Source organism: Teichococcus globiformis, assembly GCF_042646265.1.
In the GTDB taxonomy this organism is placed as follows: Bacteria; Pseudomonadota; Alphaproteobacteria; order Acetobacterales; family Acetobacteraceae; genus Pseudoroseomonas; species Pseudoroseomonas globiformis.
In genome coordinates, this window is record NZ_JBHRTN010000018.1 from 890,665 (window position 1) to 914,974 (window position 24,310).

General features: G+C 68.6%; 23 protein-coding genes. 7 read left to right on the forward strand and 16 right to left on the reverse strand.

What is annotated here, in order from left to right:
* Nucleotides 1-134: 134 nt before the first annotated feature.
* From ACFOD4_RS18385 to ACFOD4_RS18445, 13 genes are all read right to left on the reverse strand, one after another.
* Nucleotides 135-1,031: a carbohydrate ABC transporter permease gene (locus ACFOD4_RS18385; RefSeq protein ID WP_379598744.1), complete on the reverse strand. Its 897-nt coding sequence runs from the start codon at nucleotides 1,029-1,031 to the stop codon at nucleotides 135-137.
* Entirely contained in the window at nucleotides 1,031-1,963 is a 933-nt protein-coding gene (locus ACFOD4_RS18390) for a carbohydrate ABC transporter permease (protein WP_379598746.1), read from the reverse strand. The genes ACFOD4_RS18385 and ACFOD4_RS18390 overlap by 1 nt, the downstream gene beginning before the upstream one ends.
* A 64-nt stretch (nucleotides 1,964-2,027) precedes the next feature.
* On the reverse strand, nucleotides 2,028-3,383 hold the full coding sequence (locus ACFOD4_RS18395; protein WP_379598747.1) for an ABC transporter substrate-binding protein: 1,356 nt from the start codon (nucleotides 3,381-3,383) through the stop codon (nucleotides 2,028-2,030).
* Nucleotides 3,384-3,502: 119 nt separating this feature from the next.
* A complete protein-coding gene (locus ACFOD4_RS18400; RefSeq protein ID WP_379598748.1) occupies nucleotides 3,503-4,621 on the reverse strand; it encodes a helix-turn-helix transcriptional regulator in 1,119 nt (372 codons plus the stop codon).
* An 84-nt stretch (nucleotides 4,622-4,705) separates the two neighbouring features.
* Complete coding sequence (locus tag ACFOD4_RS18405; RefSeq protein WP_379598749.1) at nucleotides 4,706-5,893, reverse strand: GNAT family N-acetyltransferase; 1,188 nt, start codon at nucleotides 5,891-5,893, stop codon at nucleotides 4,706-4,708.
* Nucleotides 5,894-5,958: 65 nt separating this feature from the next.
* On the reverse strand, nucleotides 5,959-6,948 hold the full coding sequence (locus ACFOD4_RS18410; protein WP_379598750.1) for a DUF697 domain-containing protein: 990 nt from the start codon (nucleotides 6,946-6,948) through the stop codon (nucleotides 5,959-5,961).
* Nucleotides 6,948-8,360 carry a YcjX family protein gene (locus ACFOD4_RS18415; protein ID WP_379598751.1) on the reverse strand — a complete coding sequence of 471 codons (1,413 nt, stop codon included), beginning with the start codon at nucleotides 8,358-8,360 and terminating at the stop codon, nucleotides 6,948-6,950. Before ACFOD4_RS18415 ends, ACFOD4_RS18410 begins: the two co-directional genes overlap by 1 nt.
* A gap of 80 nt (nucleotides 8,361-8,440) precedes the next feature.
* Nucleotides 8,441-10,039: a hypothetical protein gene (locus tag ACFOD4_RS18420; RefSeq protein ID WP_379598752.1), complete on the reverse strand. Its 1,599-nt coding sequence runs from the start codon at nucleotides 10,037-10,039 to the stop codon at nucleotides 8,441-8,443.
* A 32-nt stretch (nucleotides 10,040-10,071) separates the two neighbouring features.
* On the reverse strand, nucleotides 10,072-10,524 hold the full coding sequence (locus ACFOD4_RS18425) for a GtrA family protein (RefSeq protein WP_379598754.1): 453 nt from the start codon (nucleotides 10,522-10,524) through the stop codon (nucleotides 10,072-10,074).
* A gap of 5 nt (nucleotides 10,525-10,529) precedes the next feature.
* Nucleotides 10,530-11,561 carry a glycosyltransferase family 2 protein gene (locus ACFOD4_RS18430; RefSeq protein ID WP_379598755.1) on the reverse strand — a complete coding sequence of 344 codons (1,032 nt, stop codon included), beginning with the start codon at nucleotides 11,559-11,561 and terminating at the stop codon, nucleotides 10,530-10,532.
* Between the two features lie 163 nt (nucleotides 11,562-11,724).
* Nucleotides 11,725-12,153 carry a GNAT family N-acetyltransferase gene (locus ACFOD4_RS18435; RefSeq protein ID WP_379598757.1) on the reverse strand — a complete coding sequence of 143 codons (429 nt, stop codon included), beginning with the start codon at nucleotides 12,151-12,153 and terminating at the stop codon, nucleotides 11,725-11,727.
* Nucleotides 12,153-12,617 carry a RidA family protein gene (locus tag ACFOD4_RS18440; RefSeq protein ID WP_379598759.1) on the reverse strand — a complete coding sequence of 155 codons (465 nt, stop codon included), beginning with the start codon at nucleotides 12,615-12,617 and terminating at the stop codon, nucleotides 12,153-12,155. The genes ACFOD4_RS18435 and ACFOD4_RS18440 overlap by 1 nt, the downstream gene beginning before the upstream one ends.
* A 23-nt stretch (nucleotides 12,618-12,640) precedes the next feature.
* Nucleotides 12,641-14,188: a hypothetical protein gene (locus ACFOD4_RS18445; protein WP_379598761.1), complete on the reverse strand. Its 1,548-nt coding sequence runs from the start codon at nucleotides 14,186-14,188 to the stop codon at nucleotides 12,641-12,643.
* Nucleotides 14,189-14,395: 207 nt separating this feature from the next.
* Here ACFOD4_RS18445 and ACFOD4_RS18450 point away from each other — a divergent pair, with 207 nt between their 5' ends.
* The 7 genes from ACFOD4_RS18450 to ACFOD4_RS18480 all read left to right on the forward strand — a co-directional run bounded on the left by ACFOD4_RS18450 (nucleotide 14,396) and on the right by ACFOD4_RS18480 (nucleotide 20,174).
* Nucleotides 14,396-14,752 (forward strand): NADH-ubiquinone oxidoreductase subunit NDUFA12 family protein, encoded by a 357-nt coding sequence (locus ACFOD4_RS18450; RefSeq protein ID WP_379598763.1) that lies wholly within the window; start codon nucleotides 14,396-14,398, stop codon nucleotides 14,750-14,752.
* Entirely contained in the window at nucleotides 14,752-15,321 is a 570-nt protein-coding gene (mlaD, locus tag ACFOD4_RS18455; protein ID WP_379598765.1) for an outer membrane lipid asymmetry maintenance protein MlaD, read from the forward strand. The genes ACFOD4_RS18450 and mlaD overlap by 1 nt, the downstream gene beginning before the upstream one ends.
* Complete coding sequence (locus ACFOD4_RS18460) at nucleotides 15,318-15,542, forward strand: hypothetical protein (RefSeq protein ID WP_379598767.1); 225 nt, start codon at nucleotides 15,318-15,320, stop codon at nucleotides 15,540-15,542. The genes mlaD and ACFOD4_RS18460 overlap by 4 nt, the downstream gene beginning before the upstream one ends.
* Nucleotides 15,542-16,033 carry a DUF2155 domain-containing protein gene (locus tag ACFOD4_RS18465; protein ID WP_379598768.1) on the forward strand — a complete coding sequence of 164 codons (492 nt, stop codon included), beginning with the start codon at nucleotides 15,542-15,544 and terminating at the stop codon, nucleotides 16,031-16,033. The genes ACFOD4_RS18460 and ACFOD4_RS18465 overlap by 1 nt, the downstream gene beginning before the upstream one ends.
* Nucleotides 16,034-16,216: 183 nt before the next feature.
* Nucleotides 16,217-16,966, forward strand: a complete 750-nt coding sequence (gene otsB, locus ACFOD4_RS18470; protein WP_379598771.1) for a trehalose-phosphatase — start codon at nucleotides 16,217-16,219, stop codon at nucleotides 16,964-16,966.
* Nucleotides 16,963-18,756: a glycoside hydrolase family 15 protein gene (locus tag ACFOD4_RS18475; protein ID WP_379598773.1), complete on the forward strand. Its 1,794-nt coding sequence runs from the start codon at nucleotides 16,963-16,965 to the stop codon at nucleotides 18,754-18,756. The genes otsB and ACFOD4_RS18475 overlap by 4 nt, the downstream gene beginning before the upstream one ends.
* Nucleotides 18,744-20,174 carry an alpha,alpha-trehalose-phosphate synthase (UDP-forming) gene (locus ACFOD4_RS18480; protein ID WP_379598775.1) on the forward strand — a complete coding sequence of 477 codons (1,431 nt, stop codon included), beginning with the start codon at nucleotides 18,744-18,746 and terminating at the stop codon, nucleotides 20,172-20,174. Before ACFOD4_RS18475 ends, ACFOD4_RS18480 begins: the two co-directional genes overlap by 13 nt.
* A gap of 16 nt (nucleotides 20,175-20,190) precedes the next feature.
* Here the strand turns inward: ACFOD4_RS18480 and aat are convergent, their stop codons facing one another.
* From aat to mprF, 3 genes are read right to left on the reverse strand one after another with little or no spacing between them, the layout of a single operon-like run.
* Nucleotides 20,191-20,835 (reverse strand): leucyl/phenylalanyl-tRNA--protein transferase, encoded by a 645-nt coding sequence (gene aat / locus ACFOD4_RS18485; protein WP_379598777.1) that lies wholly within the window; start codon nucleotides 20,833-20,835, stop codon nucleotides 20,191-20,193.
* Between the two features lie 56 nt (nucleotides 20,836-20,891).
* The gene (locus tag ACFOD4_RS18490; RefSeq protein WP_379598779.1) at nucleotides 20,892-21,590 is read right to left on the reverse strand and encodes an AcvB/VirJ family lysyl-phosphatidylglycerol hydrolase; all 699 of its coding nucleotides are present in this window, start codon (nucleotides 21,588-21,590) and stop codon (nucleotides 20,892-20,894) included.
* A complete protein-coding gene (gene mprF / locus ACFOD4_RS18495; protein ID WP_379598780.1) occupies nucleotides 21,587-24,232 on the reverse strand; it encodes a bifunctional lysylphosphatidylglycerol flippase/synthetase MprF in 2,646 nt (881 codons plus the stop codon). The genes ACFOD4_RS18490 and mprF overlap by 4 nt, the downstream gene beginning before the upstream one ends.
* Between the last annotated feature and the right edge of the window lie 78 nt (nucleotides 24,233-24,310).

A 24,310-nucleotide genomic window follows, 5' to 3' on the forward strand; every position in this document is an offset into this window, starting at 1 on the left:
TCTTTCAGCCTCCCATTCAACTTTTCGATGCTCACGATGCCCGCCATCGGCCAAGACCTCCGGCGATCGCGGCGTCAGTCATCTGGACACCAGCGATTCACGCCATCGGCCTTTGGCCTCCGGCGATCGTGGCGTCAGCCCTTGGTCGCGCCGGCAGTGAGGCCGGCGATGTAGTAATCCATCAGGAATGCGTAGACGAGCAGCGGCGGCAACGCCGCCATCAGCGCGCCGGCCATGATCTTGCCCCACTGGAAGGTGTCCGCGCGGATCAGGTCGGAGACGATGCCCACCGTCAACACCATCTGGTCGGACGAAACCAGAAAGGCGATCGGGTAGATGAACGCCGCCCAGCTCACCGTGAAAGCGAAGATCATCGCCGCCAGGATGCCGGGCAACGCCACCGGGATGAAGATCTTCCACAGCATCTGCAGGTGGCTCGCTCCGTCGATCAGCGCCGCCTCGTCCAGTTCCTTCGGGATCGATGCGAAGTACCCGATCATGATCCAGGTGCAGAACGGCACCGTCAGCGTCGGGAAGATCAGCACCATCGCCCAGAGATTGTTGTACAGGCCAAGCTGCCCGACAATCTGGAACATCGGGATGAACAGCAGCGTTTCCGGCACCAGATAGGTCAGGAACACACCTGTCGCCAGCGTCGCGCTGCCCCAGAACTTCATCCGCGCCAGGGCAAAGGCCGCCATGGTGGAGATGATCATGCTGATCACCACCGTGCTCGCCGTGACGATCAGGGAGTTCTTGAAGTGGATCAGGTAGTTCCCCTGGGTCAGCAGCTCCCAGTAGTTCTGCAGCGTCGGCGCCTTGACGATCCAGGGATTGCCGGCCAGGTCGGCAATCTCCGAGCTGCTCTTCAGGCTGGTCATCAGCATGTGGAAGGGCGGCGTCATGAAGAACACAACAAACACCGCCAGTGCCACATAGGCACCGATCATCGCCCAGCGACGCTCGCTCCGAAGACTGCCGACGCGCGTCTCGGCGGCGGGCTTTGCCGCGGGAAGGGTCGTCGTGCCCATTACGCCATCTCCTTCGAGCGCTTGTTCACGCCGCGCAGCGTGAGGATGGCGAACACCGCCAGCAGCGGGAACATGAACAGGCTGACCGAGGCGCCGAGCGGAATGTCGCCCGACTGGATGCCAACCTGGAAAGCATAGGTCGCGAAGACGTGCGTGGTGTCCTGCGGCCCGCCATTGGTCAGGATGCGGACGATGTCGAAATTGGCAAAGGTGACGATCAGGCTGAACAGCACGGTGATCGAGATGATGTTGCGCATCATCGGGAAGGTCACGTAGCGCAGCTTCTGCCAGCCGGTGGCGCCGTCGATCGCCGCCGCCTCGTAGAGCTGGTCCGGCACGGATTTCAGCGCCGCCAGGTACATGATCATGAAGAAGGGCGAGCCATACCAGACATTCACCAGAATGACCGAGAACCGCGCCCAGCCCGTCGATCCAAGCCAGGGCACCGGATCGACGCCGATGCCCATCAGCGCCCAGTTGAAGGCGGAGTAGGACGGGTCGAACAGCCACCACCAGGCCAAGGTCGAGATGGCAGGCGGGATCACCCAGGGCACCAGCAACATGCCGCGCCACTTCCGCTGCCCCTTTGCCGGTAGGGCGTGCAGCACATGTGCCAGGATGAAGCCGATCAGTGCCTTCAGCACCACCGCGGACACGGCGAACAGCACCGACTGGAACACGACGTTCCAGAAGGTCTCGCGCGTGAACAGGAAGGTGAAGTTCTCCCAACCGATGAAGCGCGTCATCCGCTTGTTCAGCGTCGAGAGGTAGAGCGCGTAGAGGAACGGATAAACCACGAGGCCGAGGATCAGCAGGATCAGCGGCAGGGTCAGCAGGAAAGCGGTGGTGGAATTGCGCCGTGCCAGGCGCCGCATCGTCGAATTGCGCGACGCGGCGGGCGGGACATCCAGGGATAGCGTGCCTTCAGACATGCCAGGCTCCCGCGGGAAGGTTGCGGAACCGGGACGGGCGCAGCGCCCGCCCCGCGGTCAGGGATCAGCCGCGCTTGAAGCCTTCCAGCTCCCGCTCCACCCAGGCGATGGTGCGGTCCGGCGCTTCCTTGTTCTGCACCACGCGTGCGATCATCTTCGCCTGGATGCCCTGGTTGTACATCTGCACCGCGATTTCAGGCGGCGCCGGGTAATCGGCGATGAACTGCTCGGATTTGTGGTGCGGCTTGACCGGATAATTGTAGACCACGCCGGTCGGAGGGCCCTCCGTTTCCCAGGCCTTGAAGTCGGTCATGCTGGTGAAGGGCGGAATGTCGTAGCCTCCACTCGCCGTGACCATCGCCTCGGCCTGCTCCCGCTCCGAGAGGAACTCCAGCAGCGCCTTGGCCGCGCCCTTGTTGCGGCTAAAGCTCCACACGCCCCAGAAATACGGCAGGTACGGCGTGAAGCGTCCATTGGCGCCGGAAGGTGGCGGAAACGTCCAGACCTGCTCGGCCACCTGCGGCGCATCGCGCTTGGCAACGGCCCAGGCGGAAGGCGGATTGAAGATCAGCGCCGAGCGGCCGGAGATCAGTGCGCGGTTGTTGGATGCGTCATCCCAGGAGAACACGTCGTTCGGCAGGAACTGGCAAAGGCGCTGCGCGTAATCCAGCACGGCGCGCACCTGGTCGGTCTTCGCCGTGATGTTGCCCTTGGCATCGACCAGCGTGGCGCCGAAGGAGTGGAACATGCTGCCCACCCAGTCATTGGCGTCAGGGAAGCTGCCGAGCGGCAGGCCGAAGGAGAAGCCGGCCTTGTGGCAGCCCTCGGCCGCCTTCAGGAAAGCGTCCCAGTTCCAGGCATCCGCGCCCGGACCGGCATTCGGGCTGGCCGGAAACATCGCCTGCACGTCCAGCCCCGCATGCTGCTTCAGCAGGTCGATGCGCCCGAGAGAAGGCTTGTTCTGCGAGCCGGACACGGCCGGCACGGCGCGCCACTGTCCCTGCACCTTGCCGAGGTACTCGGTGATCGGGTTCAGCGCGCCGTATTTCTGCGACAGGCGCTGCACCACGTCGTCCATCGGTTCCAGCTTGTCGGCCTGGGCGTGGACCTCCCAGGTCGGGAAGGACAGCACGTCGTGGCCCTGCCGGGCCTGGCTTTCCGCCGCAATGGTCAGCAGGTTCTTGTTGCCGACCGAGGTGATGAAGTCGAGCTGGATCTCGACCCGGTTCTTCTGCCCCCAGTCGGTGACGATCTTGCGCATGGCGTCGTTGCCGACGGGGACCCAGTGATCCCACAGACCGAGCGCAAGCCGGCCACCGGATGTCTGCCCATGCACGTTTACCAGCGGCAGGGCGCTGGCGGCCGCGCCGAGCGCAGCACCGCGCAGCACGGTACGACGGGAAATCCCGTTGCCTTCCATGTCCGTAAAAACCTCCTCTGCACGTGCGGTCGATGCCGCCCCGGGCCTTGTGGCCACGCGTTGCAGATCAAGGTTAGGCGGGGGCGCGGGCGTCTGGCAACGAATTCCGCGAGCCGAACTCAATCGCCAAGCCGAAGCACCAGCGCCACCAGATCCGATTGCCGCCGGCAGCCGGTCTTGCGACGGATCGTCGCCAGGTGCGTCTTCAGCGTTTCGCGCGAGACCTGCCGCTTCAGCGCCTGCTGCGCCAGGGTCCGACCGCCGGCCAGCGCGGCGGCCAGGTCGGCTTCGGCAGGCGTCAGCCCCAGCACGCGCTGCAGCGTCAAGGCAGAGGGTAACCGGCGTGCGGCGGTGTCGGTCACCACCATCACCGCCCCTGCCGCCCGCCCGTTCGCTCCATCCCGCCGCGGCACCGTCTGCACCAGGAAAGGCGAGCGGCCGGAAGGGCGGGGAATGGCGAAATGCATCCCATCCGGCAACAGGCGGATGCGCCCCTCGGCAACCGCCAGCGCGAGCCGCAGGGCGTAGCGCGCATTGGCCAGGGCGGTGGCATCGGAGGGCAGCAACCCCTCCGGGCCCAGCGCCAGCCCGTCTCGCTGCGCGGCCATTTTTTCCAGCACCCGGTTGGCGTGGCGCATCCCCCCCGCCGCATCAAACACCGCGACACCCTGCGGCACGGCATCCAGCCCTGCTTCCCGCAAATCCGCCTGCCGCTCGATCCCGGCCAGCCGAGACTGCGCCAGCAGCGCCTGCCGCAGATGGGGGTAGAGGGCGGTCAGGAAGGCCTCGTCCTGATCATCGAAGGGTTCCGCATCGGGCGGACGATGAAGAGCCAGAGCCGCCACCACATCGTCCTTCTCGGCGACGATGACGTTGACCGTGTGGAAGCAGGGTTCCATCTGCCGGCCCCATTCGCGCCAGAACGCCGATTCCTCGAACCGGTGGCGCGGCAGCAGGCGGGCGAAGTTGTAGACACCCTCCCGACCCCAGTCCACCACTCCGACCCGCGGGTCCAGATGCATCCAGTGGGCCGAGTAATCTTCCATGGGCTCGGCCCGGATCCGGTGTCGCGTGAAGTCCATGGCCGCAGCCGGCCTGCCGTGCTGCATCGGCAAGCGGGTGATGAAGCCGGTTTGCGCACCCAGCGCGGTGGCGATCCGCCCCAGCGCGCCGTCCAGCGGCTTGCCCTGCAGGACGTCGTCGTAGAGCCCCAGGGCCAGCTCGCGCGGATCGTTCATTCGTTTCGTTCCCACCCTCCCGGCATTTTGCCGGCAGCCGGGCCGGATGCTGCAGAAGAACAAACCGCGGCTCACCCAAATAGGTTAGTTTTTGGCCGGCGCCCGCTCCTCCTCACGGAAAGGGGATACCTCCGCCAGCCGCGCCATTTCAGCCCGCATGGCCGCCCGCTCCTCCTCCAGGAAGCCGGCCACGGCGCGGCGCAGCCCGCGGTGCCGGATCCAGTGCGCGGAATAGGTTGGCACCGGCAGGTAGCCGCGCTGGATCTTGTGCTGGCCCTGTGCTCCCGCCTCCACCCGCTGCAGCCCATGCGCGATGGCGAAGTCGATGGCCTGGTAGTAGCAGAGCTCGAAATGCAGGAACGGGGCGTCGGTCACCGTGCCCCAGTTGCGGCCGAACAAGGCGTTCCGGCCCAGCAGGTTCAGCGCGCCGGCCACCGGCTCGCCGTCGCGCTCCGCCACCATCAGCACCACGCGCTCCCCGAGGCGTTCCGCCAGCAACGGCCAGAAGCGCTCGGTCAGATAGGCGCTGCCCCACTTCCGGTCGACCGTGTCCATGTAGAAGCGATGGAAGGCTTCCCAGTGGCGCGTGGTGATCTCCGTCCCGCGCAGGGTGCGGAATATCAGCCCGGCCGATTGCGCGTCCCGCCGCTCCCGGCGCAGCTGCTTGCGCTTGCGGCTGGACAAAGCACCCAGGAAATCCTCGAAGCTGCCATAGGAATCGTTTCGCCAGTGATACTGTGTCCCGACGCGCTGCAGCCATCCCGTTTCGCCCAGAGAGCGCCATTCCTCTTCGGTGCAAAACGTGACGTGGGCGGAGGAAAGGTCGAGCTGTTCGGCCACCTGCGCCAGGGCCTGGCCAAGGCCCGCCACGGCAATGCCGGAGCCCGGGCGGACCAGCAGCCGCCCACCGGGCACCGGGCTGAACGGCACCGCCACCTGAAGCTTGGGGTAGTAGCGCCCGCCGGCCCGCTCCAGCGCATCCGCCCAGGCATGGTCGAAGACGTACTCTCCATAGGAATGGCTCTTGGCATAGGCCGGCGCGACGGCGACGAGCCGCCCCTCCGCGTCGCGCAGGGCCGCGTGCTGCGGCAGCCATCCGGTGCGCGGACTGGCCGAGCCGCTCTCCTCCAGCGCTGAAAGAAAGGCGTGGCTGGTGAAGGGATTGTCCGGCCCTGCGCATTCATCCCATTCCAGGGCCGGGATCTCGGCGATGGCGGGGTGCAGGCGAAGGGTCAGGTCAGGGTCCGGGCCATCGGGCATGATGCCCAGCATGTGTCCCCGTCCAGCCCCGCCGCAAGGGTTGCGGCGCAACATGGCAGGGCCTTCACCTGAAGCCCTTATCGCGGAACTGGCCGGCAAGCCTCCGCCGTCACCGCCGCCAGCCTGGTCATGCGCCGGGCGGCCACCGCCGCGCCGGCCGCGCCACCGGCCAGCTTCGCGGCATGGCCCTCCACGATCTGCTCCACCCCGGCCTCGACGGCGAGATCGGTGCCGATCACCAGCCCCGAGGAAAACGCCAGGCGCCGCAGCAGCTTCCACAGCACCACCGCCCCGGGCCGCACCCCGTGCAGCACCGCCACCTGCCGCATGGTCCGCAGGCCGATCAGCGCCATGGCCGCGGCATCAAGGGCCGGCGAAGGCAGCACCGCGGTGGTCAGGAAGACCTGCCGAGCCGACTGCCAGCCGATTGCCTTCACCCGCGCATCAAGCACCGGCATCAGCCCGGTGTGCAGCAGCCCGCGCGCTTCCGCGACGGTTTCGGCGCGGCGCAACTCCGCCACCGCGGGCGAGGCTTCCGGCAGCCGCTCGGCCACGCCCTCGGCCCAGCGGATCAGGGTGCGCGGCGGCTTTGCCTTGTCCGGCATCTCGCGCAGCGCGCGAGCGAGGCCCTCCAGCGAATCCAGCCGCTTCAGCGCGCGCCATTCCCGCCCCGCGCCCCAGAGCAGCAAACCGCCCACCCCCGCACCCAGCGCCGAACCCAGCCAACCCAAAGCGGGCGAGGCGGTGAACAGCTCGTCGATCGCCAGCCCCAGCCACAACCCAAAGCTGCCCAGCACCAGCAAGGCCGCGGCGGCGCCAAACACACCGAACGAGGCCAGCCAGCCCGAAGCCCTGGCTGCCGCATCCGGCACACCGAGGCTGCCTGGCTCGCCGTGCCGGACCAGTCCACCCTCCTCCGGCTCCAGCAGGGCCGGCCCATCGGCCGCTCCCGGCATGGCCGCGGCGAGCGAGGCATCCAGGCTGCCTCGCAACGTTTCGCCGCCCGCGCGGGTGGGCTTGTCGTCCTCGTCGGCCCAGCCGGGCCCGGCAGCACGTCCTGTCGGCATCACAGTGCATCCTCCAGCAGCCAGGCCAGCAGGCGGTCCATGCCGATATGGGGCATGCCTTCCCGTCCGTCAGGGTCGATCACCGGCGGGCGGAACACTGGCAGCTCGAAATAGGGCCGGCGCCAGAAAGCATCGCCCACGGGTGGCGGCATGGCGGGAATATGCCCGGGGCGGAACGGCCGTCGCCGCGTTTCGCCCATCGGCACGCCATAAACCACCGGCGCCTCGCCTTCGCGGGCCGGACCTTCCTCCGTGCAACGCAGGGCGGACACGGCCAGGTGGTTCACCGACCGACCGCCGTCGCCACCGCCCACCATGGCGCGGAACAGGCTCTCGAAGGCCGGGCGCTGAGCCTCCGGCACATGGTCCGACTTGCTGGCCACAAAGGCCACCCGGCGCAGCGATGAAAAGCCGAGCCAGTTGCGTGAGCGCGAATCATAGGCCCTGGCGATCTCGGCCACCGCATGGCGGGCATCCTCGAAGGGGCCCTCGCCCGCACAAAGGGCGCCCAGCGCGTCCACCAGCACCACCTGCCGGTCAAAGCGGGCGAACCACGGGTCGAAATAGCTATCACGCATATCGTCGCGGTAGGCGTCGAAGCGCCGCGCCAACAGCTCCCGCAGCGAGCCCGGGGCAGGCGATCCGCGCCCCGGCAGGGGAAAGAACCACATCATCGGGCTATCGCCCTTGGGCCCCGGCACCAGAAACCGGCCAGGCTGCAGGAAGCGGAGCCCCAGCCGGTCGCGCGCGGTCATCAGCATCTCGCGGTACAGAATAAAGCCACGCCGGGCAACCGCCTCCTCAGCTGGGGCGCTGGAATCCAGGCTGGCGAGGAAGGCCAGGAAATCTCCCGCCACGCCGGCGCGCGGGGGCTGGCGCAGCATCTCCAGCGTGGCCTCCGACCATTCGCCATGGCTCTGTCCCAGCAACGGCAGGTCGAGCAGCCATTCGCCAGGATAGTCCAGTAATTCCAGGCGCACGCGGCGCGGCGGCAGCCAGGTGCCGAAGGGGCCGCTGCGCTCCACCGTCAGCGTCAGGCTGGCTGAGGCCAGGTCACTAGTCCGCGGCGGCCAGTGCGGGCTGCCGCCGGCGAGGTCGCGCAACTTGTCGGCGGCGTCGAACCAGTCCAGCGCCTGGGTGCCCGCCGGCTCCAGCCGCACCGAGCGGATGCGCCGGCTTTCACCCTGCGCCATCTGCCGCGAAAGCGCCGGCAGCGTGTCCCGCCCGCGCCCCATGGCCAGCAGGTTGGCGATCAGCGAGGTGATGAACACCGTCTTGCCCGAGCGGCTGAGGCCGGTGATCGCGACACGCAACGTGGATTCGTTGAGAAAGCGCTCCGCCTCATCGGTGATGCGGGTCAGGCCGTGCCCGATCCAATTCAGCCCAAGCCCGCTCAATCCGCTCGCCGCCATGCGCCTCCGCCCGTCTATCAGCACGAACCCCGCAATGTGGGGGCGCCGCGCCCGAAGCGAAAGGCACGCGGGGAAGTGCCTTAGCGTGCGGCCAGCGGCGGCCCCGCGCGCGGCAGCCGCAGCAACTGCACGAAGCCCTCATCGGCCACAACCTGCACGCCAGGCGGCAGCGCCACCACCCCTTCCCGGTCCGGCAGGTCGGCATCCAGCACAAGCGCGTAGTCGAAACGCTCCCGCCACTGCAGCGCATAGGTCTGGCTTTCCGGCACCGGATAATCCGGCCTTTCCAGCACATGCACCGAGGCTGGCCCACCCTCGGGCACCGAGATCTCATTGTAGGGTGGCAGCACCACCAGCGGCTGCTTGCCCCGCGCGGAGAACAGGTTGGGGATGAAGGCCTGGCGCCAGATGGTGGCAAAGGAGGCCATCTGGGTGAATTGCCCCCTGTCATCCACGAAGTAGCGGCCGAGCGGAGCTGAGGCCACCGCATCGGGAGTGGCGAAATGCCTCAGCGGCAGCACCGCCTGGCCAGGGGGAAGCACGGCCATCACCCGACGCAGCGCGGCCACATCCTCCTCCGCCCGCGCCCAGTGCCGGACCACGTCGCCCGTGCGCACCAGCCCCAGCATGGCGAGCAGTGCCGCCGCCACCATCGTTTCGCGCCGCGTCGGCATGTCGATCCGCAGCGAGGCCGCGAGCGCCAGCAGCGCCATCAACGGGATGCGCAGCTCCAGCGCCGCCGTGCCCGCCATGGCCTTCGGCATGAAGAGCGAGGCGATGCCCAGGATCACCGCCACGGTGAACAAGCCTTCGTGCAGGCTGAGCCGGCGGCGGAGCAATGCGTAAAGCGGCGCCAGCGCCACCAGCCCCACCAGCGCCACATCCACGGACAGGTGGTAGGTCCGCAGCGGCGAGATCAGCGCCGAAAAGCGGGTCAGCCCCTCGGTCCACACCACCGGCGCGCTGTCCACATGCTTGTCCTCGCCCGGCAGGTGCGCGGCGGTCAGGCTCAGCACGAGCAGCGGCACCGCGCAAATCCCAACCAGCATCAGCCCCTGGCGCAGGAAGCGCATCATCGCCGGGCGGGACGCGAGGTGATCCCCCAGCCGGGGGCCCAGGATCAGCCCGCCGGTCAGCGCGGCATAAAACAGCAGCGCAAAGGGATGCACCGTCAGCATCACAAAGGCGGCAGCCAACCGGTACAGCCACCGCCCCGCCCCGCCCGGCAACAGCGTGTCGAGCGTGACCAGCAGCAGTGCCAGCCCCACCCCCATCTGAAAGGTGACGAAGCCGAACAGCAGCGTCTGGGTCCAGGCCAGGAAAGGGAACAGCACCATCCACACGTTCCAGCCATGCAGCCGGCGGTTCAGCAGCAGCACACCCAGCGGTGGACCCAGGATGCCGAACACCAGGATGCCCTGGCCCACCCGGTCGCCGGGAACCACGCCGGCGAAGAAGCGCACCACTAGGTCGCCGCCGATGTTGATGAAGGCGCGGCTCCAATCGGCGCCATACACCTCCGGCATCAGCGCCAGCCCGCCTCCGAGCAGCCAGAACCGGGCCTGATGGTTGGCGAAATCGCCCAATGCCGGCATCGGCGAGACCATCATCGGCGTCAGGAGCAGCAATCCGGCCAGCAACACCAGAGCGAGACGGATCATTCCGGCGGGCATTCGCATCGGCGGTTCATCCAGCAGGAGGTTGCGGCGGCTCACATCCGCCCGGCGGAGCCGTAAACGAGGAGGCTGTTCAGCACGAAGCCGAAGGCAAAGGTGGCCAGCACCGAACCGAGCTTGGCGGCCAGCACCGGCATGAGATGGGACAACAGGGCCAGGGAAGCCAGCGACACCAGCAGGCAGGCGAGGTTGACCGCGGCAAAGCGCGACGCCCGCCGCCAGGAAGCGAGCCGTACCCCGCGCGCCCGAAAGGTGACGCGGCCGTTCATCAGGTAGCTGTTGAGCGCCCCGGCGGCATAGCTGACGGTGTTGGCGGCCAGAGGCGGCACCTGCGCCAGCGTCAGCAGCAAGGTGAACACGGCGAGGTCGATCAGGGTGTTGAGCACGCCCACGCCCGCGAACAGCGCCATCTCGCGCCACCGCCGCGGCCCTCCGGCAGGTGGCTGCCGGGCCGGCACCACGGCCTTCGTGCCCGCCTGCACCGGCATCCCTGTCAACCGCCTCCGGACCAGGTGGAAACCACGTCGTCGCGCATCGCGGGCTCCATGCGCGAGAAGTGGCTCGGCACCTCATGGCGCCGGCGGCCGGCGCGGATCGCCTTGACCATGAAGAGCGGCCGGCCCTTGGCCTCATGCACCAATCGGCCCAGATACTCGCCGAACACGCCGAGGATCAGCATCTGCAGCCCGCCGAAAAAGGCCACGGCGCAGATGATGCTGGCCCAGCCGGCCACCACCACGTTCTGCGTCCACTGGTACAGCGCGTAGAGCAGCAGCAGCATGGAGAAGCTGGCGGTAGCCAGCCCGACCCAGACGGCCAGCCGCAGCGGCACGGTGGAGAAACTGGTGATGGCATCCGTGGCGAAGCGGATCATCTTGCTCAGAGGGTATTTCGAGGTGCCGGCATACCGAGCATGCCGCTCATAGGGCAGCGCCACCTGCCGCCCACCGATCCAGCTCACCATGCCGCGGATGAAGCGCTGCCGCTCCGGCATCAGCAGAAAGGTGTCGACGACCCGGCGGCTCATCAGACGGAAATCGCCCGTGTCGCGCGGAATGGAAACATCGGTGAGCCGGGTCAGCAGGCGGTAGAAGCCGGCGGCGGTGGCGCGCTTGAACCATGTCTCGCCGGCCCTCGCCGCGCGCTGGCCATAAACCACATCGGCACCCTCATCCATCAGGCGCATCATGTCACCGAGGAGTTCGGGCGGGTCCTGCAGGTCGGCGTCGATCAGCATCACGCGCTGGCCGCTGGCAATGTGCAGCCCGGCGGTAGCGGCAAGCTGGTGCCCGTGATTGCGCAGCAACTGCACCCCGACAACGTGCGGGTCGCTTTCCGCCAGGGTCTCGATGATGGCCCATGTGCCATCCTTCGATCCGTCATCCACGAGCACGATCTCGTAGGAGCCCGTCAGCGGACGGCATGCGGCGCTGACGCGGGCATGGAATTCCCGCAACACTTCATGCTCGTTGTAGCAGGGCGCAACAACCGAAACCAAAGGACGTGCGCTACGCGTCGCTTCCATCTTCGGGGCCTCTTGCCTCGTCGCCCCGACGATACGCGTCCTCTTTCCAGCGCTTCCTCACGACCCCGTGTTGATGAGCGGCCGCAGCATAACAAACTTGTGTCTTTGCCTTGACGGTCGAACATCCCGCCAACCAGGCAATCCCGGGCTGAGCGAGCAGGACCTAGAGGTTCTTGGTGAAAAAATGCCGTGCGTAGCCGGCGGGATAATCGGGCAGAACTCCGAACTCGTGGTAGCCATGGCGGCGGTAGAAATCCGGCGCCTGGAAGCTGAAGGTGTCGAGCCAGGCATGGCGGCAGCCCCGGGCCCGCGCTTCATCCTCGGCCAAGTGCAGCATGCGCGAGCCGAGACCATTTCCCCGCTCCGCCTCGGGCACAAAGAAGAGCTGCACGAAGAGCCAGTCCTTGTCGGTACGGCCCATCAGCCCGCCTTGTACGGATCCGCTTTCCCGGTCGCGCAGCAGAATGGCCAGTGGGCGAGGCGCGAAGCCCCGCCCCGGCACCTGGGCGCTGTGCGCGGTCAGGCCATCCACCAGCGCCTTGTGCGCTTCCTGCGGCGGATCGTCCGTGACCTCGATGCAGGCCCGTGCCATCAGGCGAACTCGAACATGCCTTCCACTTCGACGGCCGCATCCATGGGCAGGGATGGCACGCCAATGGTGGAACGTGCATGGCGCCCAGCCTCGCCGAACACGGCAACCGCCAGGTCCGAGGCCCCGTTCATGACTGGCGCGTGGGCGGTGAAGTCCGGCGTACAGGCGATGAAGCCGCCCAGCCGCACCACGCGCGTCACCCGGTCCAGGTCGCCAAGGGCGGCGCGCAGCTGCGCCAGCACGTTGACCAGGCAGAGCTGCGCTGCCTGCTGACCGGTTTCCTGATTGACCGTGTCGCCCAGCTTGCCGGAATAAGCCACCTTGCCGTCGCGCACCGGAACCTGGCCGGAAACGACCACCAGCGAACCTGTGGTGACAAAGGGCACGTAATTGGCCACCGGCGCCGCCGGCTGCGGCAGGGTGATGCCCAGCTCGGCGAGGCGGGTTTCGATCTTTCCGGCCATAAGGAACTCCGTATCGGTGTTGGTCAGCTCACCAGGCGGAAGCTGCGGCGCCGGGCGGCGGGGGAAGGCTGTTGCGGCAACGGCAGAGGCAGCATCGGGCCCCTGTCGCCCGGGGCCGGCGCCTGCTCGGTGAGGCAATCTTCCAGGGCCGGGTCGGGCCACAGGGCGCGCGCCTCCGCCTCGCCCCCATAAGCGATGGCGAGCCGCCGGAAGGCCCAGTCCAGCACGGAAGTGGCGCACAGAATGGCACTGTCGCCCTCCACCATCCCTGCGGCGGGGCCGTGCCGGCCATAGGCGAATGCGGCGACATAGTCCGACAGCGGCACCCCGCGCCCGAGGCCGATATTCACAGCCTGCACCAGGGCGTCCGCCACGCCGCGCCCCGACAACAGCGCGATCTCGGCGAGCCCGCCATCCGCCGCCTCGGTGGCGCGCAGGGTCACCCGGTGTCCGCCGACCACCACTCGCCAGATCTGGCTCGGCGCGGCTGCGGGACGTGGCGGCGGCAGGGGACGCGCAGGCTGCGGCGTGGCCAGTGGAGCGGGGCTCGCCGCATGCAGGAAGGGGCTGACCGCAGCCTCCATCGCACTTCGTGCCGCGGCCGGAACCGGCGCCAGCAGCGCGGCCGCCCCCGCCCCGTGCAAGGCCATGGCCCGCAATGCCGCCCGCGTCGGGCGCTCCGTCACCGCGCCCGTTTCGTCGTGCTCGTAGCGCACCGGCCCCTGGGCCGGGGCGATGCCGCCGGTTTCCGCTCCCAGCAGCTGTTCGGCGGCATCGGCATGGGTCAGGGCGAAGCAGCCCTGGTGGCGCAGGCCATGGCTGGCGCCCGCGAGGTCCAGCGCCCGCCGCGCGGCGGCGGCAAGGCCCGGCACGGCACACTGCGCCGGCGGCGACGGCCAAAGCAGTGCCGCCGGCTCACGCGCGCCCAGGCGGTCGGCGATGCGGCTGCTCGCGGCTTCGGCGGCACCGCGTGTCAGGGCAGCGAGGCAGGTCGCCACGTCGCGCGCCGCCACCGAGTCGTAGGCAAGGCCCAGCGCCGCCAGCAACCCCGCCAGATCGGCGAAGCCGACCCGCAGACGAGTAGCCTTGCCGCCGGACAGGATGTCGAGCGACTCGACGGCCACCCCCACCGCCTTTGCGTAGGCGGCCGAGTCGAAGCCACCGGTCTCGTCCAGAAATGCCGGAAGGTTAAGCACAAAGCGGGGCTCCGCCCGCGCCTCGCCGCGCCAGGTGGTGGCGCCGGGGCAGCCGCGGCGGCTGGCGACCAACCCGTGCAGCGCCAGGGCCAGCGTGTCCGCACGTCCGGAGTCCAGAAGCCGCAGCTCCGTGCCACGCCGAACCAGCCGCGCAATCCAGCCTTGGGCCAGGATGGGCAACACCACAGGCCCCATTCCCGTAGCCAGCGCGGCGAGGGCGGCGCCCGCCTCTTCATCCCAGGCGGCGGGCAGGGCCACGGCGCGCGGCGCGGCATCCGGCTCGGGCGCGGCGCGGACGCGGCGAAGCGCCATGCCGCCCCACGGGGTGTCGCGCCAGGAAGGAGTGGGCCAGGAGGTGCCAGTCCGGTTTGCCATGCGGGGAGGCTACCCTTTGCCTGCGCCGGGCGAAAGCCACATCAGGTGGGCGACGCGCCTCGGCTCCGCAACATGTGGATGCTGTGCCGCAACCCTTTCCCCAGATCGCCGCATGTGCGAAGGAAGCGGCGGATCGCCCCTCCCCCCGGGGGTGAGGCTCGCCATATCCAGGGCCTGCCCACAGCCTGTTTGGAACCGAGAGAGAGAATGTCCTTTCTGCAGCGGCTGACCACTGGCTTCACCGCCAGCAAGATCGGCACCGATCGCTTCGGCAACACTTATTACGAGAGCCGCAAATCCTGGCTCGGCTATGGCCGCAAGCGCCGATTCGTCATCTACAAGGGCGCGGCCGATCCCACCTCCGTTCCGGCCGAATGGCATTGCTGGCTGCACCACGTGACCGACGCGCCCCTGCCCGAGCAGAAGCTTTATGGCTGGCAGCAGGAACACCGGCCGAACCGCACGGGAACGCCGCAGGCATACCGGCCGCCCACCCATGTGGAAAGCGCCAACCGCCGCCCGCCCACCGCGGGTGACTACGAAGCCTGGACGCCGGGCAGCTGATGGCGGGCGCGACGCAGGGCCGCAACTGGGCCGAGATCCTGACCGGAGCGGTGATCATCGCGGTCGCAGCTGGCTTCCTTTTCTTCGCCATCGGCCAGTCCGGGCGCAACTTCACCAGCGGCAGCGGTACCAGCCTGACCGCGCGGTTCGACAACATCGACGGCATCTCGCCGGGCGCCGATGTGCGCATCGGCGGCGTCCGGGTGGGCAGCGTGGTCGAGCAGCATATCGACCCCCGGACCTACCTGGCCGTGTTGACCCTGAACGTGCAGCCGGGGATTGAGGTGCCGGAGGACAGCTCGGCCGAGATCACCTCCGAAGGGCTGCTAGGCGGCAAGTACATCGCCCTGGTGCCTGGCGGCTCGGAACGGATGCTGCCCAGCGGCGGCACCATCACCATCACCCAGTCTTCCGTCAGCCTGGAAGCGCTGCTGGGCCGCTTCATCTTCTCGGTGACGCAGCTCAACGCCGGCACCGGCGAACAGGGCGGCAACCAGGAAGGCGGCACGGGTGAAGGCGCGCGCCAGGGCGGTAGCGCAACACCCGCACCGGCTCCGACCCGTCCGTGAGCCTGGCGCCGCCCGATCGCTGGCCCGGCGCGGCAGGCCAGCCGGTTGCATGCCGCGAGAAGCTCAAGGTTCTGGCCGAGAACCATGCCGAAGCGGTGCAGGTATTGAGCGATCTGCTGGAGGATGCGGTGCTGATGGGCGTGGACGAGGCCGGGATGCGCCGCATCCTGGCCGACATGGTGGCCGCGCTGCCCAGCCCGCGCCGCAGTGGTGCGGCGTGATGCGGACAGCCACCGCATTTTCCCTGGCGCTGCTGTCGGCCTTCCTTCTGCCACCCGGCGCCATGGCTCAGGGCTGGCCTGGCAGCCCGGCACCGACAGCACAGCCCTCCATCCCCGATGCGGGCTGGCAGACCAAGCGCACTGCCCGGCTGCAGGCGCTGGACAAGGTCACCGCCCGCGTCACGGTGCTGGAAGCGCCGCTGAACCAGCCGACCCGCTATGGCACGCTGCTCATCACCGTGCGCGCCTGCAATGCTCGCCCGCCTGAGGAAGTGCCCGACGCAGCCGCATGGCTGCAGGTAACGGACACGCGCAACGCCTCGGCCGCCGGCGCCGCCCCTGCCGCACCGCGGGGCGGTGGGCCGCTCGGCCCGCCTCAGGGCGCCCCCGGCGGCGACGCGGTGTTTGCCGGGTGGATGTTCGCCAATGCTCCCGGCATCGCCATGCTGGAGCACCCGGTTTACGATCTTCGGGTGCTGGAATGTCACTGAGGCGATTGCACACAAGGGCGTGAGGCTGAGCACCGCTCTGCCCTCCCGCTCGTTGCCTGGGCGGAAGGCTGCCGACATTCGCGGCGCGCCCTCTCGCCACGCCGCCGCGTCCGGGTCATGCTGGAGGCCAGCTAAGGCAGCCTGTCCCGCCACGAGCCGGCCACGGCTCCAACCGGAGTGACCATGCAAGCCACCGTCCTGCTCGATGATCCCGCCATGCCGCCGCTTCCCGGGGCCGATGCCGCCCTGTTCCTGGATCTGGACGGAACCTTGATCGAGATCGCCGAGCGTCCAGACGCAGTGGTGGTGCCGCAGCACCTGCCCGTTCTGCTGACGCGGCTTTCCGCCGCGCTGGATGGCGCGGTGGCCATTGTCACCGGGCGCGGGCTGGAGGTAGCGCGCTCGCTTTCCGGCGCCCCGCCCATCGCCTTCGCCGCGGAACATGGCAGCATCATCGACAGCCAGGGCCTCCCGGGCAGCGCCATTCCCGGCACGCCTCCGCCGCCCTCACCACCGCCCGCCTGGCGCGATGCGGCCGAGGCCTTCGTGCAGGCCCATCCCGGCATGCTGCTGGAAGAGAAGCGGCACGGCTTCGTTGTGCATTTCCGTGCCGTCCCGGAACAGGGAGAGCTTGCTCACGCCTTTCTGCAAGGGCTGGTTCAGGGCACCGATTTCCAGGTCCTGCCGGCCCATTGCGCCGCCGAGCTGCGCCCGCGCGCGGCCGACAAGGGCACCGCCGTAGCCTGGCTGATGCGTCACACCCCTTTTGCCCGCCGTACCCCGCTCTTTATCGGCGACGACGTCACCGACGAGCACGGCATCGCCGCCTGCCGGGCGATGGGTGGCACCGGCTACCGCATCCCGCGCGACTTCAGCGGGCCAGCCGCCGTGCATCAATGGCTCACCCGCCTCGCGGACCGGCTGGAGGCATGAGCCAGCCCCTCGACCTCGCCCCCGTCGGCAACGGCATCATTGCCGGGCTGTTCGACCGCCAGGGACGCTGCTCCTGGCTTTGTTGGCCCCGCTTCGACGGCGACCCGGTATTCTCCGCCCTTCTGGGTGGCAAGGAGCCGGAGGACGGCTTCATGGAATGCGAGATGGTGGGCATGGCGCGCAGCCATCAATCCTACCGCCGCAACACCGCCGTGCTGGAAACCGAGTTGGAGGACGGCAAGGGCAACCGCCTGCGCATCACCGACTTTGCGCCTCGTTTCCGCCGCTATGGCCGCAATTTCCGCCCGCCCATGCTGGTGCGGCGGATCGAGCCGCTATCCGGCACGCCACTGATCCGCCTGCGCATCCGGCCCCGGGCGCATTGGGGCAAAGACAAGCCCGTGCGCCGCTCCGGCTCCAACCACTTGCGCTACTTCTCGGACGAGAACGCGCTGCGCGTCACCACCGACGCGCCCATCGCCTGCCTGGCGGAGGAAGCGCCCTTCCTGCTGGACCAACCGGTGACCCTGCTGCTCGGCTCGGACGAGACGGTGACGGAGAACGCCGATATCCTGGGCCAGGACTTCCTGCGCGAAACGGAAACCTACTGGCTCGACTGGACGCGCGGCCTGCACCTACCCTTCGAGTGGCAGGAAGAAGTGATCCGCGCCGCCATCACCCTGAAGCTCTGCACCTTCGAGGAAACCGGCGCGGTGGTGGCCGCGCTCACCACCTCCATCCCCGAGGCCGCCGACACCGAGCGCAATTGGGATTACCGGTACTGCTGGCTGCGGGACGCGCTGTTCACCGTGCAGGCATTGAACCGGCTCGGCGCCACGCGCACCATGGAAGAATACATCCGCTACGTGACGAACGTGGTGGCCATCTCCCCGGATGGCGAGCTGAAACCTTGTTACCCGCTGGTGCCCTCCCTGCCCATGCCGGAGCGGATCGAGGAAGCGTTGCCTGGATTCCTCGGCATGGGGCCGGTGCGGGTCGGCAACCAGGCGGCCGAGCAGGTGCAGAACGATGTCTACGGTTCTGTCATCATGGCGGCGGCGCAGATGTTCTTCGACCAGCGCCTGCCGCGCCCAGCCGGCGAAGCGTTGTTCCACCTGCTGGAAACGCTGGGCGAGCAGGCGGAGAAGCGCGCCCTGACGCCCGATGCCGGCATCTGGGAATATCGTGGGCGGGAGCGCATCCACACCTTCTCGGCCGCCATGTGCTGGGCCGGCATGGCGCGGCTGGCGGGAATCGCCAAGCATCTCGGCCTGCCCGAGCGGGCTGAGCGCTGGGCCAAGGCTGCGCGCGAGTTGCACGCCGAGATCTGTGACAAGACGTTCCGCCCGGACCTCAACAGCTTTGTCGAGAGCTTCGAGAGCGACGGCATGGATGCCGCCCTGCTGCTGCTGCCCGAGATCGGCTTTCTGCCGGCCACCGATCCCCGCTTCCTCGGCACGCTGGATCGCGTCGGGGAGAAGCTGATGCACAAAGGTTTCCTGTATCGTTACGATATGGCCGACGATTTCGGGAAACCGGAAACCGCCTTCCTGGTTTGCTCGTTCTGGTACGTGGATGCCCTCGCCGCTGCTGGCCGGCTGGATGAGGCGCGCGCCATGTTCGGAGAAATACTCTCATGTCGGAATCACCTCGGGCTGCTGGCGGAGGACCTGGATCCGAAGCGGAATCAGCTCTGGGGGAACTTTCCTCAGACTTATTCGCACGTTGGCCTCATCCTTTCGGCGATGCGCTTGAGCCGTTCCTGGGAGCACGGTCTGTGGGGCGGGTAGTTGTTGTTTCGAACCGCGTGGCGGTGCCGCGACGCGGTGAGCCCACAGCGGGTGGCCTGGCGGTTGCGCTGAAGGACGTCCTGAAATCCAGCGGCGGGCTTTGGTTCGGCTGGAGCGGTGAAACGCGCAAGGAGCCAACTTCGCGCGAAACGCGGCGCATCCGCTCGGCCGGCATCGACTACGCCACGATCGACCTGAACGAGCAGGACCATAAGGGCTTCTACGCCGGCTTCTCCAACGCGACGCTGTGGCCGCTCTTCCATTTCCGCCTGGGGCTGATGGAATACGACCGCAAGCACGCGGAGGCCTATCGCCGCGTCAACCGCGACTTCGCGGAAGCCCTTCTGCCCCTGCTGGGGCCGCAAGACACCATCTGGATCCACGACTACCAGCTCATTCCCCTGGCGGCGGAACTGCGCGCCCTGGGTGCCAAGCAGCGCATCGGCTTCTTCCTTCACATCCCCTTCCCGCCCTTTGCCGTGCTCTCCGCCCTACCGGATTGCGACAAGCTGCTGAAGGATTTGCTGGCTTACGATCTCGTCGGATTGCAAACCCGGCGCGACCTGGCCGGACTGGTCAACTGCTTCAGCGAGGGGCTAGGGCTGGAAGTGGATGCCGAAGGCGGCGTGCGCGGCGAGTCGGGAGGGCACATGCGGCGGACGCAGCTGGCCGCCCATCCGATCGGCATCGACACCCGCGGCTTCGCCACCCTGGCGCGGAAAGCCGCCTTCACGCCGGAAACGCAGCGCCTGGTCAAGAGCATGGGCGACCGCGCCCTGATCGTCGGCGCCGAGCGGCTCGATTACACCAAGGGACTGCCGCACCGGATGCGCGGCGTGGCCGCCCTGCTGGCCAATTTCCCCGAGCACCTGAACAACGTCACCTATCTGCAGGTCGCGGCCCGCAGCCGCAACGAGGTGGCCTCTTACCGCGACCTGAAGCGGGAACTCGACAGCCTGGCCGGGCGCATCAATGGCGATTACGGCACCTTCGACTGGACGCCCGTACGCTATGTGGCCCGGGCCATGGCGCGCGATACGCTGGCCGGCTTCTATCGCGCTGCCCGGGTGGGCCTGGTGACGCCGCTGCGCGACGGCATGAACCTGGTGGCCAAGGAGTATGTGGCGGCGCAGGACCCGGAAGATCCCGGCGTGCTGATCCTGTCCCAGTTTGCCGGCGCGGCCGAGACGATGGACGGCGCGTTGCTGGTCAACCCGCTGGACGCGCAGGCCATGGGCGAGACGCTTGACCGTGCGCTGCGCATGCCACTGGCCGAGCGACGCGACCGCTGGACCCGGATGATGTCCGGGCTGGAGGAGCAGACCGCGATGCGCTGGGCGGAAAACTTCCTCACCGAGCTGGAAGAACTGCCCCTCTCGGGCGAAGAGTTGATCTGGGCCGAGCCAGCTCGCAACTAGGGATGACGGCGGCTCATCAGAGCCGCCGGATTTCCGCTTCCAGTTCCTCGGGCATCGTTTGCCAACGCGCCTCGGCATTCACGGCGCGTTCCAACCGCATCTTGTATTCGGCGCGGGGGATTTCCACCGTGCCGAATTGAGTCAGATGCTCGGTGATGAACTGCGTGTCGAGCAGGGTGAAGCCACCGGCCCGTAGCCGGGCCACCAGGTGCACCAGCGCCACTTTGGACACGTCGCGCGCACGGCTGAACATGCTTTCGCCGAAAAACGCCGCGCCCAGCGCCACCCCATACAGCCCGCCCAGCAGCGCATCGCCTTCGCGGACCTCTATGGAATGGGCGTGGCCCATGCGGTGCAGGGCGGTGAAGAGCCACTCGATCTCCGGGTTGATCCAGCTATCCTCCCGCCCTGGCGCGGGCTCGGCACAGCCGGCGATCACCGCCGCGAAATCCGTATCAGCCGTCACGGTGAAGCGCCCCGACAGCACCGTGCGCCGCAGCCGCCGGGGCAGGTGGAAGCCTTCCAGCGGGATAACGCCACGCCGCTCGGGGTCAAGCCAGTAGAGCCGGCCGGCCTCGCGCGATTCCGCCATGGGGAAAAGTCCCGCGCGATAAGCCCGCAGCAGCAGCTCTGGCGTGATCATCACCGCTCGGCGTGACATGGTGCCTGCATCATGGCGTCACGGTCGCGGCCACGCCAGGGATGCGCGCGGGATGTTCAACCCGCAGGCAGGATTCGCGCCAGGAGGCGATCCGCCAGGGCTCGGTAGTTCTCGTCGAAATGATGTCCGCCTCCCGTGCGGACGATCTGCGCCTCCGTGCCGCGAAAGGCCAGGCAGGCGGTATCCGCCTCTTCCTCGGACCCATAGGTGCATTGCACGAGGGCGGGCGGCAGGCCCGGGATCTCGGGTGCCGTGGGCAGAGCGCTGGGACGGGACAGGCCGATGAAATCGCCGATCTTGATCTCGAAGGCGGCGTCCTTGGCAAAGGCCAGCAGGGCAATCAGCATGACGCGCGCCTTGTTCGCCTCCGTCATGCGATTCCAGGCGAAAGGCAGCACGTCGGCGCCAAAGGAGTAACCCACCAGCGCCACGCGCGGCGCCTGCCACTTGGCGGCGTAGAGCGCGACCACCCGGTCCAGCTCCTCCGCCACTTCCTGCGGTGAGCGGCGGGTCCAGAACCAGTTCAGGCAGTCGAAGCCCAGCACCGGCACCCCGGCATCGCGCAGATACCGTCCTACCTGCCTGTCGAGGTCGCGCCAGCCGCCATCGCCGGACAGGATAATGGCAAACACGTCACCGCGGCGCGCCTTCGGCACCATCTCGATCAGCCATTTCGAGGTGTCGCGTTGCGCCAGGGCCGGCCGCGCCAAAGGCAGAGCCGCCGCCAGCGTGCCGAACAGGAGCCGCCGATTCATTTGCCGATCACCCCTCGCAGCCCGCCGGATTGCAGCGCCGCCACATCGGCTAGCACCACCCAGGGGTCCAGCCCGCCCGGCGTGCAAAGATAGCGTGGCTCCCAGACCGGCTCGAACTTCTCCTTGAAGGCGCGGAGGCCGCGGAAATTGTAGAAACGCTCACCCCGGCGGAACACCAGCCCACCCAACCTGTACCAGACCGGTGCCAGGCGGTGCGCCGCGAGGCCGGACAACGGTGCCATTCCCAGGTCGAAGAAGGCATAGCCCTGCTCCTTGGCCCTCAGGATCAGGCGCAGGAACAGGAAGTCCATGGTGCCGGGCGGCACCTCCGCACGGTGGCGCATCAGGTCGATGGACATGTCATGGCGGTGCCCCGGCGCTTCCAGCAACGTGGCAAAGGCGATGATGCCGCCTTCCGGCCCGCGCACCACTCCCACCGGCTGCGAAGCCACATAGCCCGGCTCGAAGGCGCCAAGGGAAAAGGCCTTTTCCCTTGCCTTGTGCTGGTCCAGCCATTCGCGCGACACGGCTTCCAGTTCCGGCAGCAACGGTTCGACTTCCGGCGGAGATACCACCTCGAAGCGCAGCCCTTCCCGTTCCGCCCGGTTGAGGGCGGAGCGCAGCGGCTGGCGCGACTTGCCCTTCAGTTCGAAGCTGGCCAGCGGCACCCGCGCTGCCTCGCCCAGCTTCAGCGGCCGCATTCCGGCATCGATGTAGAGCGGCAGGGTTTCCGGCCGCACCTGGTAGAAGGCGGCACGCCCGCCCTGCGCGTCGGCCAGTTCCACGAAGCGCCAAACCAGATCGAGCTGAGCCGGCTTCGGTCCGACCGGATCGAACAGCGCAATCCAGGAGCGGCCACGCCGGCCGTACATGAGGAAGCCGTCGCCAGCCTCGGTGAACAGCAGGGCCTTATCGCCCATGCGCACCATGTTGGCGTCCGCCCGCTCCTGCGCCTCGACGATGGCAACCGCCCGCTGCAGCTCGGCCGGCGTTGGCGGATGGCTCTTGCTGCGGGCCGGGCGCAACAGGGTCCAGAGCCCGGCGGCGAACAACGCCAGCACGGCACCCAGTGTCGCCCGCATGCCGCGCGGGGCGGATGCGTCCAGCTCGAACTGCCACCAGAGTTGCCGGGAATACTCCACGTCGCGATGGGCGAAGAACAGCAGCCACGCCGCGGCCGCCACCACGCCCGCCACCGCCAGCCACCAGCCCGGTGTCAGACTCGGCGTCAGCATCCGTGCCCTGCGGTCGAACCGGGAATGCGACACCAGCAGCGCAATGCCCAGCACCAGCAGCAACGGCAATTCCAGGGCGCCGCCGCCCCGGGCGATGGACAGGGCCAGGCCAACGCCCGTCAGCACCAGCGCCAGCCACCAGGCACCATCCAGCCGGTGCACCAGCCCGTGCGCAACGAAGATCAGCGCCAGCCCACCCACGCTGGCCAGCAGGTGCGACAGCTCGAACACGGTGGTAGGCAAAGCCGGTGCCAGCAGGCCTGGCGTGTCGCCGGTGATCGGCGGCGTGACGCCTCCCAGCAGGAGGGCCGCCCCCGCTGCAAAGGAGGCCGCACCCAGGAAACGCGGCATCAGCCGCGTCGCCGCCCGCACCGCCCTGGTGCCGCCCCGCAGCAGATGCGCCCGCCGGCTGACCTCGAACCCTGCCAGCAACAGCACGGCCAGGCCGAAAGGCAGGGCGAAGTAGATGGCGCGGTAGAGCAGCAGGGCCGCGGCCACCTCGTCCAGCGGCACCTCCGTGTGGCGGAACGCGGTCAGCACCACGGCCTCGAACACGCCGATCCCGCCGGGCAGGTGGCTGGCGGCGCCGATGGCGATCGCCACCGCGTAGAGGGCCATGAAATCCGGCAAGCCCACCGCGCCGGGTGGCAGCAGCAGCCACAGCACCGTGGCGGCGGCGCCGATATCCACCAGCGACACCAGCCCCTGCCACAGGATCAGCCGCGCCGGAGGCACCCGCAGGGCAAAGCGGCCGAGGCGCACTCCTCGCCGAAGCCGCCCCAGTACCGCGAAGCCAGCCAGCAGCCCGAGCAGGCTCAGGGCCAGCAGCCGCAGGGCCGAGGCGGGCAGGCCGAACCAGCCCGCCATGGGCTCGGCGGCGTAGAGCAGCCCTAGCGCGGCCACGGCATAGAGGCCGATCACGAAGCTGCCGGTGACGAACACCAGCACGCGGGTCAACCGAGTCGGGTCCAGCCCCGCGGCGGAATAGATGCGCCAGCGCACGGCGCCGCCGGTGAAGGCGCCCACCCCCACCGAATTGCTGAGGGCGAAGCCGCAGAAGGCCGCCAGCACGCCGATGCGCGGCGGCACCGCCCCGCGCGCGATATGTCGCAGGGCGGATAGGTCATACCCTGCCATGGCCCCGAAGCTGACCACGGTCGCGGCAATGGCGGCCAGGATCACGCCAAGCGGCCGCTCACGGAAGGCGGCCGTGACGGCGGCGTAGTTCAGCTCTTGCGAAAGGGTCTGAAGCGCGCCGATCGCCAGCAGGGCCATGGCAAGCCCCACCCCCGCCAGCAGCCACGGCTTCAGCACAGACAATCGACGGGGAAACCAGGCGCCGTCCCGGGCCGGCGCTTCGCCTTGCATCACCTGCGCCTCGGGATCATGGGCGGTCATGCCTGTCATCGGATCTCCGCTGAAAAAAAGCGGCACCGTGACCCTGGCGCCCGGCGCGGCGTGTGCCGCCCGGCCAGGCGGCACAGC